Raw genomic sequence first — 11,987 nt, 5'->3', positions numbered from 1 at the left:
CTTTTCTAGTTTTTTATTACATATTTTTTAAGTTTCTCTAAATCCTCATAAATAACCTCCAATAAACTCCTATTATAAAAAATGGAAGCAGGATGAAAAGTCGGGAAAATATGATATTCTTTCTCTGACCATGTAAACTCTGCACTTTGCATATCCTTTAATTTTTGAATGGACTGTATTAATAATTGTCCGTGCACATCTGTAATTTTTTTATTTTTCCCCGTTAAACGTTGAAGGCCGATATTTCCAAGTGTAACGATAAGCTTCGGGTTTATTTTCTCTAATTCATAATCTAACAAAGGGGCATGGGCAAGTATTTCTCCTTGATTTGGCGTTCTATTATACTTTTTCTGTATGATTTCACCATTTCGTTCTTTTTTCTCTCGCCACTTATATGGTCTACTTCGAACAGCGCTCGTGATATATACTTCTTCCCTTTTAACTTGAATACGCTCTAAAAAATCCATTAGTTGTTTTCCCGCCCTCCCGCTAAACGGAATCCCATTATGAATTTCTGTTTCACCAGGCGCTTCTCCTAACAACATAAATTTCGGATTTTCAGGACCTTGTCCACTTAAGAAACCTTCTAGCTGATAAGGAGCACTTTGTTCTTTCACTTGTTTTACTAAATGGCTTGGATATTTCATTTTCCCCACCGCCTTTCCGTATTACTTCTATTATTTCTATTTGCAATACATTATATAATTCAATCCACAAAACAAAAAAGACTATCAAAATTGATAGTCTTTAGTCGTCGCTACGCTGCATACCAGTATACATTAATACGAGACGTAATAATTCAAATACTGCAACAGCTGCAGCCGCTACATATGTTAATGCTGCCGCATTTAATACTTTACGAGCTTGCCCATATTCATCTGTTGATACGATACCTAACGCTTCAATTTGTTGCATTGCACGCTTTGATGCATCAAACTCAACTGGTAATGTAACGAGTTGGAACACAACACCTGCTGCCATTAAAATAATTCCTAATAACAATAGTTTTGACATTGTCGCAAATATACCAATCATAATAAATACCCATGATATATTCGATCCAAAATTCGCCACAGGCACTAACGAATGACGAATACGCATAAAGTTATAATCTTTTGCATCTTGAATTGCGTGTCCTACTTCGTGTGCTGCTACTGCTGTACCAGCAACTGAATGACCGTAATAGTTATCTGTTGATAATCGAACTGTTTTGGCAGTTGGATCATAATGGTCTGATAAATGACCTGGTGTTTCTTCTACAGCTACGTTGTATAATCCATTTTCATCTAAAATCTTTCGAGCCACTTCCGCTCCTGTCATACCTGATGTTGAATAAACTTGTGAATACTTGCTATAGGCACTACGTACTTTTGACTGTGCATACAACGGTATGATCATTATGATCGCGAAGTAAATTAAATAAAACATCATGAACCTTTGAACCTCCATTGAAGTTTTAATTATAGTACTTCTCATTCTATTTTCTTCTGACATCATTGTCAATGAATAAACCTTACAATCCATATCTTTATTTATTGCATTATCTATTTTTAGAGTGTACATTACTTTTTCTTTTTTCTCTCTCTCCTTTATACTTTCTCCATCCAACATAAGTTAATGTGAATAAAATAAGACCTCCAGTAATTGTCATAAACCAAATGAGAGAGGGTGCAATTTCATCTTTTTTTACTGTGTGAAATATTTTTTGCAAATCCCCTTTAATGATTCCTAATTGCATTTGCCCACCTTTCGTTTTTAACATAACGTTACGAAATTCATCCAAATAAGATAAATGGGCATTTACACGCTGCACTTCGTTTTCTGGCAAAGCAATCATTAAGCTTGGATAAATAATATTAAATTCATGTAAAAATGTGTTTAACGTTTGTTGAAACTGTCCCGTATCTTCTTTTTTCATCGCTTTTTCCATTTGAGAAAAGGCACCCATTACTTTTTTTTCTCTTTCCATCCAAAGTGGTTGATATTTCGACACTTTCGCATCAACAGCGAGCTGTAGGGCTAACACATTATCAATTTTAACTTGTTTACCTAAATCTGTTTCCGCGAGTGATTGTTTCGCCTTGTCGTAAGCTAAAGAAATAACTCTAACTTGATCTGGCGTTACTTCTTGCTTCTTTTCATTCCCCTTTATGACAAACTGCTCCGAGAAATGTTGTAATACTTGTACTGCTTTTTCATCTTCATTACGCTTCACTAATTGTAATGAGTCGTCTAACAACCCTGTTAGTTCACTCCACTCTTCAGCATATATACGTAACGGAAACATTATAATTAGAAATGCTATCAATCCAATTAATGTTCTCTTCATCACGGTCCCCCCTATAACTACTAGTACAAAATATGTTAATTGGGACAAGAATAGAACAGAACTGGACCGAAAAATATATTATCGTTTTACAAACAAAAAAATTCTCTTTAAACAGAGAATTTTTCCTTTGAAATCCTTTTCTTTTTTACGAAATATCTATACAAGCTGTAACAAAGTATGCTGCCACATAAAATAAATAATAAAATTGCACACGCAGCATGCATAAAGAATTCTTCTGGTAACATTAATATAATTGGATCCGTTTCAATATCAAACATCCAATAATCATTACTGAATAACAGCTTATGGAATAATACAAAACTCTTTTCAAAATTAATAGCGATCGGTAACATGAGCGCGATCGGTAAGATAATTGTTAAAATTGATCCGTGCAGTAAAAACTTTTCATTTTTCTTTTTTAATAAATAAATCCCGCCTATTATTGCAATCATAATTGTCGCATACATTACATATTGAATCTTTACTAAAATATTTTTAACATCTACAAAATGAATACGGCCATTTGTAGACATATCTAATGTTGGCAACTGCAATGCTCCATCATAAAACGGCGATAAATATGTAATAAGCACATCATAATTTCTTTTAATATCATCCTTCGTCATATCCGCTAAATCTGGAATGTTTAAAAAATCAATTTCAAAATAATATAGCCATTTTCCGTATACAACCGCCGTTGTTGCGAGTGCAAATATAGAAAATGCTATACTATATGAAACAACTATAGTAATCAATCGATCCAATATTTTTGTACCACTCTTATTTTTCTTCATTTTCTCCCCCTACATGTTCTAACTATCATAAAGAAAACTGTTTTCGGTTCTCACGCAAGCAATAATAATATGTAAGACATAGTGTGACGATGCTTAGCCAAAACGTAAAGTAACCAATTTCTTCTACAAACAAATGCATAATTCCATATCTCGGCATTTGCCAAAATAAATAATCAATTGCATCATTATGTAATGTCCATATAGATGCTACCGCAAAATGCCATTTTTTTATACGGTAAAACGGTGCATATAACAATCCTTGTACTGCCATCGCAAAGTGCGAAAGCATTAACATATACCCCATAAGACCAATAGGACCTTTTACATAGATCATAATTGCATTTACAACAACAGCCCATATACCATATTTCATTAAAGTAACAATCGCTAGCGCCTCTATTAATCCCCAATTTCTCTTTCTTAAAAAAGCAATTAAAACAAAGACAAAAAAGAGACTCGCCATCGGGCTATCGGGTACAAACGGCCAAAATATAGGTGCGGTTTCTTTTAATTGATTTCCATACCATATAAATCCGTATATTGTACCTAATATGTTAACAACTAATAAAAATAATAATATAGAGCGTTGTCTTAACATTGCATACAAATAAACCAAGCTGTATGTCCAACACCTTTCAAACAAAGTCATTCTTTCCTCAAACTCTACTCTATTATATAGTAAACTTTCTTTCATCAAAATAAAAAGCTGACTACAAATTTTGTAGTCAGCTTTTTATTATTTTTTATTATACTTAGCAATGAATTCCGAAAGCTTCTTCAATTCCTCATCCGTACCTTTAAATACGCCTTTAGGCATTGAACCTTTTCCATCTTTCGCAATTTTAGCAATTTCTTCTGGCTTTAAAGTTAAATTTTGCAGTGCCGGTGCTGCTGCCCCGCCTTGTAAATTGTCACCGTGACATGTTAAGCAAGTATTTTTTTGCATTAATTTATAGCCGTCATCATTTTTATCAACTGGTGCTGTTTTTACAATTGCTCCTTGTTTTTTTGCAGCTTCCCAGTCGTGGTGTGCTACAGATTCCCAAGTTAAAAAGATAATCGATGCAATTGCTAAAAGCATAAATCCAGTTGCTACAGGACGCTTCAATGGGCGTCTTTCTGGGCCTCGATCAAGAAATGGAGCTAACAGTAATGCGCCAAACGCAATCCCTGGCATAATAAACGCTCCAATTACAGTAAATGAACCAGAAGCATAAGAATACTTTAATAACTGATACAAGAATAAGAAATACCAATCTGGAAGTGGTATATATCCGGCATCAGTTGGATCCGCCATTCTCTCAAGTGGTGACGGATGCGCCACTGTTAAACATAAATAACCGATTAAAAAAACTGCACCAACCATCCATTCTTTTAACAAGAAGTTCGGCCAAAACGCTTCTGTTTTTCCTGGGTATTCAGAATAGTCTTTTGGAATATTTGGTTTCCGAGCTACTGGTACCCGAGAATCTCCTACAAACTTCATCCCTTTGCCTCGATGCATAATCTCCCTCCTTTAGTTCTTTCCCCTTTAATTTAGCAATCTCTTATAGCGGACCGGAAATACCTTGTTTGCGAATCATGATGAAGTGGAAGGCCATTAAACCTAGAAGTGCTGCTGGTAAGAAGAAGACGTGAATAGCAAAGAAGCGAGTTAATGTTTGAGCGCCAACAATTTCGGAATGACCAGCGAGTAATGTTTTAATATAAGGACCAATGAGCGGCGTTTGCTCTGCAATTTGAATCCCTACTTTCGTAGCAAATAATGCTTTCATATCCCACGGTAATAAATATCCGGTAAAACCAAGACCTAACATAACAAAGAAAATAAGAACACCAACAATCCAGTTTAACTCACGAGGCTTTTTATACGCACCCTGGAAGAAAACTCTAAGTGTATGTAAAAACATCATTACAATGACGAGACTAGCGCCCCAGTGGTGCATACCACGAACAATTTGCCCATATGCAACTTCATTTTGTAAATAATAAACCGATTCCCAAGCATTTTTAATATCAGGCACATAATACATCGTCAAAAACATTCCTGATAAAATTTGAATTACAGTAACGAAAAAGGTAAGTCCTCCAAAGCAATAAACGAATGCAGAAAAGTGATGTGCCGGGTTTACATGTTCAGGTACTTCATGATCAGCGATATCACGCCATATTGGTGTAATATCTAACCTTTCATCTACCCAATCATAAATTTTATTTAGCATCTACTTTGCACCCCCTTTTGGCTTCGCTTTGCCTAAATACAGCGTTCCATCTTTTACTTTGGACTCGTATACATCAAGCGGAGCAAGGGGCGGCGTACCTTTGATGTTCATCCCGTCTTTTGTGTAACGGCCCCCGTGACATGGACAAAAGAATTGATTCGGATGTGCTTTGTCCGAATTCCAGTTAACTGTACATCCCAAATGTTTACATACTGGAGAGAACGCAACAATGTCTCCGCTTTCATCTTTATGAACCCAAGCTGATTTTGGCTCTTCGGACTTGTACCAACCATCAACCTGCTTCACCTTAAAATCGAAACGTTTCGGCTCTGTTGTAATATCCTTTACTTGTGCAACAGCAACCATATCCGTTCCCGCTTCTTTTCTTAACACCGGATCAAGCGCAAATCGCGTCATCGGCATTAAAATACCCGCTGCCATAAAGCCTCCTACCCCTGTAAGGGTGTAATTTAAAAACTGTCTTCTTGATACACGATGTTCTTTCTCGCTCACGAAAATTTCCCCCCTCTATCAGAAATTGTCCCCTCGTGATAAATTATATAAAAAATAAAAACTAGGACACTATCATGATATAATACGCTTAGGTACAGGTCAATATCATACTACTCATAATAATAAGAACTTTCTGTTTATTATTACTTTCCCCACTTTTCTTCTAGCATCACCATTATATTTTTTATATGTGCATGAATAACTTCTCTTTTCGCTTGATCACTAAATTGTTCTAACGCTAATGAAGGAAACCAAAATAAATCTCCTTGTAACTCTTGCATATCTTCTTTCCATGAAAAATCACTTGTAACATAAGCAATATGCTTAAAACCTTGCTTTTGCAAATGATTTGTCCATTCTTGCAAACGACCTTTTTCATTTTTTTGACTTTCTACTAAATACGTAAATGCAGGTAGTAAAAGTACTCTTCCTTTATATTCTCTTTCCAACTCCATACTCAACAATTCGATAAATTCACCTTGTTCTACTACCATTTTCATTTCTTTTGCTGCCGAAATTGATAAAAGTGGTATAACACCAGTATCTACATACTCTCTTGCTTGCTCAAACTGCTCCACATCTTTTACACTCCATTTCAAATGTCTTCCCTCCCTTCATTTGTAAATGACAGAACTTTCACTTTATATATATTAAACCATACTAAAAGAGGTAAAAAAAGAAAAACTACCTATATTAAGGTAGTTTTTCTCAAAAAGTCTGAAATTTGTAAAATTTTATGAATCCAAATGAATTCTATAACATCTTTAACTCAGCTGTTAACTTATGAAACGCTTCCTTATCTTGCTTATCCAGCGCTTCATCAATTTGTTTCAAAAGACGTTCTCTTCTAAAAGAAAATACACTTTCTTCTAAAAATCTTTCTGCAAGTAAACGATCTTTTTCATTTACTTCAATATGCTTTGGTAAATACGGGTTTTCTTCTAATACAGCTACATAATTGGCATTTTGAAACGATGATTTAAAATTGAGTTGAATATAAATATCTTCATCTCGATTTAAACGAATATCATGAAACGATTTTTCAGCATCTGTTGTCATAACATTTTGTTTAAAAAAGTGAAACGGTGTGTCTTTCACACAATTCGCGGACATCACTAAACCACGCGGACAATATTTTGCATGCTCTACGAAGTGGACTTTATGCATCAATTGGTCATGACTCATTAAATAATTCAAAATCCATACGCATTCACGCTGTTTCAGTTGGTAATTATTCAAAAACCATTTTACAAAATCCTTCTTCTCGTTTACAGAAACAGGGGTATTCATAGCAATTAAGTCCCTCCTCTGTCTTTCTCTTTTCTTTTTAGATTCAAGAAGCGGTATTCAGTTTCCTTCCAACTTATGAAAAATCCTCTAAATTATATAACAATTCTTCAATATGAATTTGTGTCGGGTCTAGTTGTATTAACTGAGTAAATACTTCTTTCGCCTCTTTTCGCATACCTTCTTCCAATAAGAAATAACCGTACTCTTCCAAGAAGTCTGGATGATTCTTAAAAGAAGTATATGCACTTTCATAGTGTTTTAATGCATCCGAATACATTTCTAATTGTTTTTTTGCAAATGCAAGATCCCAAAGTAGTTGTGTATCTGGTTCTCCGCTATCAATCGCACGCTCTACAACTGCAATTAGCTCTTCATACTTTTCTTGTTCTTTTAAGATATACGCATATTTTAATATCGCACCTAAATGTCCTGGATCTAACTCAAGCGCTTTTTGAAGCACTTCCTCTGCTTCCACTATTTTCCCTAATTTCGCCGCAATGTTCGCTAATTCTACGTAAAATGGTACAGAAAGCTCATCTACTTTAATTCCTTCTTGAAGTGTTTCATAGCTTTCTTGAAGCATTCCTTCTTTTTCATAGCTTTTCGCTAAATACATGTAAAGCGATGCATACTCCGGATCTAATTCTTTTAGTTCTTGCCAAGCACCAATTGCTCTTTGGTATTCTTCACCTTGGTATAATGTGAAGGCATATCCAAATAATGAGTGGATATCTTTTTGTTCCTCTAAACCGGCTTCGTAGTAAGCGATCGCTTCTTCCCAATTTCCAATCGCACTTAACGTTTCTGCGAGGCGAAGTGCAATGACAACTCCACCCATTACTTTATGTTCCGCTAATAGCGACTCATAATGAGTGATTGCCTTTTGTTCTTCACCTTTACTACTATATAACTCTGCTAATCCAAACGTAATAACAGGTTCGTCAGGCATCATTTCTTTCGCCTTTAATAGTTTTTGTTCTGCTACATCATCGAAACCTTGCATTTGGAATAAATCTGCAACAAGTAATAACGATTGAACATATAAATCATCATTTTCTGGAATATCATGAAGCACTTCAATTGCTTCATCTTCTTTGTCTAGATCAATATATAATTCTGCTAAAAATACAGTGAATTCACTTTCTTCCGGGTACAATAAACGCAAGTCTTCTGTAATAGCTAACGCTTCATCCGTAAATCCAAGTGTATGATAGTAACGAGCAATATCATACTTCTCTTCATCATTCGCAATTTTTAATTGTTCTTTTAATAATTGTAATCCTTTTTCCGCTTCACCATTTTCAATATATGAAACAGCTTGTTCAAACTTTTGCATAAACGTCTCCTTTAATTCTAAAAAATATTATTTTCTGTTCATTTATCTCGCTATTTGCGGGCAGTAAGACCCTGATTAGTGAGGGCTGATAATCAGTGGGGATGAACCATCCCCCACTGATTAAAGTTTCACTTTATCATAAGCAACTAAGTGTAAGAACGCAACCTCTAGAATAAGCATACTTCTTCTTGTACTTTCACTGATAACGATTCGAATATGACACCGATACCGCATTACTACTTTCTATTGTACCGTTTTCTTTCATTACCGTGCAAATAACTTCCGATACGATAAACTTAACTAAATCTATACAATTCAATCAAATTCACACAAGTTAGTGCTTCATCGTGTTCTCGCAACCCCAAAGGGACGAGGGGTATAACACTCCACACGAGGCAGTATCGTTACCTCCTATTATCAAGCATTTATTTTACCCATCTTGATAAATTTATCGCAGCATTTAAATCTCTATCATGATGGCTATTGCATGGAACACAACGCCACTCACGTATTTTTAAACTCCACTGTCCTTCTAGTTGAACTGAATGGTCGTATTTCACTCCGCAACATGAGCAAATCTGGCTTGAGGCGAACCATTTATCAGCTTTTACATACTCAATTCCATACTTCTCGCACTTGTATGACAAACATTGGAAGAAGAAGTTTAATTTTTGAAATGAAAATGCTTTCGATAGTTTTTTGTTTTTTAACAGGTTTGAGACAGGTAATTCTTCCACAACAATCCTCATTGGTTTGGTTTTCACCAATTTAGCTGTTGCTTGATGGATATGGTTATTTCGGATATTCATAATTTTCCTAGATAACCGCAGGTGCTCAGTTTTAGCTTTTTCATATCCGGCAGATTGAATTTTCACACCTTTTTTAAATCTCCTAGCCATATCTCTTTGCGCTGACTTTTTCCTTTTCAAAAGTTTTTTAACCTTGGCATCTTTGTTTATATTTCGTTCCTTCATACCATTAGAAGCCACAAACAGCTCTTTTAAACCAACATCCACACCAATCGACTCAGCGGTTAATTCTTGTAATTCAAAGTCTTCTTGGAACCCTACACTAATCCACCAGTGACGCCCATCAAAGGTAACTCTTGGATTTGATGGCTTCTTGTTTCTTGGTAGTTGTTGGCTTGTTTTCACTTCTCCAATAGACTGAATATCAACTACTTTCTTTCCTATAATCAGTCTTTCATAATTGGCATAAAAACTTTGAATTAAATCTTTTTTGGATTTATAAGAAGTGTGATAACCATTTTTGTACTTTTTGAACGAATGTCTCCTCGCCGTATCAAAATCTTTTGAAGCCTGTTTGGGAACTTGTGCGTTGATGTCTTTTAACCACTCATATCTCTTTCGCTTCTTGATCTTTGTAAATCGTTTCTGTAAAGCTAACTGTGAAACAGATTTTCCAAATAGCTTATAGTATCTATCACTCATTCTTTTACAATAGTTATAAGCAAATCTTGCAGCACCAGCATGGTTTCTAAGCACTTTTTCTTGTTCAGGCGTTGGAATCAGTCTGACTTTCTTCGCCAATATCATCAGAATGTAACTCCTTTACTGTGCAATTATTCGGGCACTCACCTTTCAGATAATGAAAGATTGGTTCTTCTGAATCGTAGCGTGTTCCACCAGCATTCTCCTCAGACTACTAGGATACAAGCCTGTTAATTTCGATACTTGACTAACTCGTGAAAATTTCATTATTATTCTCACCTCATCGAGCCTAACATAGCACATACGTTCGATAATTTCAATAAAGTTCGATAAATTCAATAAAATTTATCTTGTTCAACTAAGGGCTCAATTCCTTAGCCAGTTCTCTTATAAATTTCTCATATTTTCACATGAGCGCAGACTATATGTTTATCTACTTAGAGATAGAGGATTTTTCCACCACCATAGGCTTGTGGTGTACTCTCGTCAGTTATACGAGATAGTCGCCTCGAACCATCTTATCCATTTTGACTTAGATGATTCGAGGCGGAAGACCCATTGTTCTAATGTTTAGGATTTAACCTTGCACCATCTGATTGATTTTTTCTGCTTTCGCGACATTCACGCTCGCTATTTCTAGCCACGTTGTAGCTCAATCAGCTTTAGGGATTGCCCGCAGTTACCCCTCACTACTAGCCAATCACTTGACTAGCAGGGCTTACTGATATATTTAATTAACTTTCGTTATAATTGGTTAAATAAATCGTAACAGTTAGTTACCCTTATTCATTATTGCCTGGCACGGAACCATTTAGATAAAAAGGCCCCTATGATAGGAGCCTTCACAATTTCTTAAGAATATGTTTCTTCTTTCTTTACTTGCTCTTTTACAAGCTCTGTCAATAATTCTATAATTTCATCATTTTCTTCTTTCAAACCGACAGTAATACGAATACCATCATGTATACCAAATGCAGCACCAGAACGAACAATGTAGCCTTTCTTCATTAATCGTTCGAAAGCCTCATTACCAGGAATACCGAGTTTTAAGAAAATGAAATTTGTTTGAGATGGATAATAGAATACGTTATATTCCTTACAAAATGCGTAATATTGATTTAATCCTTCTTCATTCTTTTTCACACATTCTTGTAAAAATGCTTGATCTTCTATTGCAGCGAGTGCTACAGCCTGCGCTACAGTCGATGTATTAAATGGTAACCTTGCTACTTCTAGCTGTCCGATTAAATTCGCGTTACCAACCGCATATCCGATACGGAAAGCAGCTAAGCCATACGCTTTTGAAAACGTGCGTAAAACCATAAGATTTTCATATTTTTCAAGAAGTGGTAATGTTTGCGGATAGTCTTCTGTCCCCACATATTCATAATATGCTTCGTCCATAATAACGAGCGCTGACTTAGGAACTGATTCTAAAAATGAAAGTAAGTTTTGTTTCTCTACATATGTACCTGTCGGATTATTCGGGTTACAAATCCATACAATCTTCGTTTTATCATCTACTTGCTGCAACATCGCATCTAAATCGTGAATACCATCTGTAAGTGGTACTTCACGAACTTCTGCTCCTTCAATTACAGCATGGTGATGGTATTGCGAGAATGTTGGATTCGCCATTACAACATTTGTTCCTTCATGTAGTAATGCACGGCTAATCATTTGAATGACTTCATCTAATCCACTACCAAATAACAGTTGTTCTGCTTTGACACCTAACTGCTCTGCTACTTTTGTCCGAAGTTCAAATGCATATCCATCTGGATAAAGAGCATATTGACTCGCTAAAGAAGTTAATGCTTCTGTTACGCGTGCTGAGCAACCGAATGGATTTTCGTTCGATGCTAATTTCACAATTTTTGATAATCCATATTCCCTTTTTACTTCTTCAATATTTTTCCCAGGTACATATGCTCTCAAAGTTAACAATTGCTCTTTCACTCTCATTTTTCTTCCCCCAGTCGTTTTATTCAATTCAATTACAATAAGGTTGTAATCTCTCACTGCAATCGTTTATCTTAACCGTCACTATTA

General features: G+C 35.5%; 13 protein-coding genes. All 13 read right to left on the bottom strand.

Annotated elements, in window-relative coordinates; genetic code table 11:
* Positions 1–5 precede the first annotated feature (5 nt).
* On the bottom strand, positions 6–647 hold the full coding sequence (locus tag DN392_RS20460; protein WP_064470758.1) for a uracil-DNA glycosylase: 642 nt from the start codon (positions 645–647) through the stop codon (positions 6–8).
* A gap of 100 nt (positions 648–747) precedes the next feature.
* Complete coding sequence (locus DN392_RS20455; RefSeq protein ID WP_075308939.1) at positions 748–1,431, bottom strand: zinc metallopeptidase; 684 nt, start codon at positions 1,429–1,431, stop codon at positions 748–750.
* Between the two features lie 109 nt (positions 1,432–1,540).
* A complete protein-coding gene (gene ypjB, locus DN392_RS20450) occupies positions 1,541–2,329 on the bottom strand; it encodes a sporulation protein YpjB (protein ID WP_000831596.1) in 789 nt (262 codons plus the stop codon).
* Positions 2,330–2,436: 107 nt separating this feature from the next.
* Positions 2,437–3,123, bottom strand: a complete 687-nt coding sequence (gene lit / locus DN392_RS20445; RefSeq protein ID WP_000739736.1) for a lipoprotein intramolecular transacylase Lit — start codon at positions 3,121–3,123, stop codon at positions 2,437–2,439.
* 25 nt (positions 3,124–3,148) lie between these two features.
* Complete coding sequence (lhaT, locus tag DN392_RS20440) at positions 3,149–3,739, bottom strand: lipoprotein heptaprenylglyceryl N-acetyltransferase LhaT (RefSeq protein WP_097857386.1); 591 nt, start codon at positions 3,737–3,739, stop codon at positions 3,149–3,151.
* Positions 3,740–3,859: 120 nt separating this feature from the next.
* The gene (gene qcrC, locus DN392_RS20435; RefSeq protein ID WP_000554600.1) at positions 3,860–4,627 is read right to left on the bottom strand and encodes a menaquinol-cytochrome c reductase cytochrome b/c subunit; all 768 of its coding nucleotides are present in this window, start codon (positions 4,625–4,627) and stop codon (positions 3,860–3,862) included.
* A gap of 43 nt (positions 4,628–4,670) precedes the next feature.
* Positions 4,671–5,345, bottom strand: coding sequence for a menaquinol-cytochrome c reductase cytochrome b subunit (qcrB, locus tag DN392_RS20430; protein WP_000932700.1), 675 nt, complete (start codon positions 5,343–5,345; stop codon positions 4,671–4,673).
* Positions 5,346–5,858 carry a menaquinol-cytochrome c reductase iron-sulfur subunit gene (gene qcrA / locus DN392_RS20425; RefSeq protein WP_001290419.1) on the bottom strand — a complete coding sequence of 171 codons (513 nt, stop codon included), beginning with the start codon at positions 5,856–5,858 and terminating at the stop codon, positions 5,346–5,348. It lies immediately after the preceding gene.
* Positions 5,859–6,001: 143 nt separating this feature from the next.
* Positions 6,002–6,457 (bottom strand): YpiF family protein, encoded by a 456-nt coding sequence (locus DN392_RS20420; protein WP_000872168.1) that lies wholly within the window; start codon positions 6,455–6,457, stop codon positions 6,002–6,004.
* Positions 6,458–6,611: 154 nt separating this feature from the next.
* Positions 6,612–7,148, bottom strand: coding sequence for a ReoY family proteolytic degradation factor (locus DN392_RS20415; RefSeq protein ID WP_001095922.1), 537 nt, complete (start codon positions 7,146–7,148; stop codon positions 6,612–6,614).
* Positions 7,149–7,221: 73 nt separating this feature from the next.
* Complete coding sequence (locus DN392_RS20410) at positions 7,222–8,484, bottom strand: tetratricopeptide repeat protein (protein ID WP_061672425.1); 1,263 nt, start codon at positions 8,482–8,484, stop codon at positions 7,222–7,224.
* A gap of 425 nt (positions 8,485–8,909) precedes the next feature.
* Positions 8,910–10,040, bottom strand: coding sequence for an RNA-guided endonuclease InsQ/TnpB family protein (locus DN392_RS20405; protein ID WP_064056770.1), 1,131 nt, complete (start codon positions 10,038–10,040; stop codon positions 8,910–8,912).
* A gap of 747 nt (positions 10,041–10,787) precedes the next feature.
* Positions 10,788–11,900 carry a histidinol-phosphate transaminase gene (gene hisC, locus DN392_RS20400; RefSeq protein ID WP_088321473.1) on the bottom strand — a complete coding sequence of 371 codons (1,113 nt, stop codon included), beginning with the start codon at positions 11,898–11,900 and terminating at the stop codon, positions 10,788–10,790.
* Positions 11,901–11,987 lie beyond the last annotated feature (87 nt).

The organism is Bacillus sp. BB51/4, assembly GCF_008368845.1.
Lineage (GTDB): Bacteria > Bacillota > Bacilli > Bacillales > Bacillaceae_G > Bacillus_A > Bacillus_A wiedmannii.
This window is presented reverse-complemented; position numbering and strand designations above follow the sequence as displayed.

Coding starts and splice junctions, on each gene's coding strand:
- DN392_RS20415 (WP_001095922.1), bottom strand. CDS start 7,148: ATGAATACCCCTGTTTCTGTAAACGAGAAGAAGGATTTTGTAAAATGG.
- DN392_RS20455 (WP_075308939.1), bottom strand. CDS start 1,431: ATGATGTTTTATTTAATTTACTTCGCGATCATAATGATCATACCGTTG.
- hisC (WP_088321473.1), bottom strand. CDS start 11,900: ATGAGAGTGAAAGAGCAATTGTTAACTTTGAGAGCATATGTACCTGGG.
- qcrB (WP_000932700.1), bottom strand. CDS start 5,345: ATGCTAAATAAAATTTATGATTGGGTAGATGAAAGGTTAGATATTACA.
- qcrC (WP_000554600.1), bottom strand. CDS start 4,627: ATGCATCGAGGCAAAGGGATGAAGTTTGTAGGAGATTCTCGGGTACCA.
- DN392_RS20405 (WP_064056770.1), bottom strand. CDS start 10,040: ATGATATTGGCGAAGAAAGTCAGACTGATTCCAACGCCTGAACAAGAA.
- ypjB (WP_000831596.1), bottom strand. CDS start 2,329: ATGAAGAGAACATTAATTGGATTGATAGCATTTCTAATTATAATGTTT.
- lit (WP_000739736.1), bottom strand. CDS start 3,123: ATGAAGAAAAATAAGAGTGGTACAAAAATATTGGATCGATTGATTACT.
- DN392_RS20410 (WP_061672425.1), bottom strand. CDS start 8,484: ATGCAAAAGTTTGAACAAGCTGTTTCATATATTGAAAATGGTGAAGCG.
- DN392_RS20460 (WP_064470758.1), bottom strand. CDS start 647: ATGAAATATCCAAGCCATTTAGTAAAACAAGTGAAAGAACAAAGTGCT.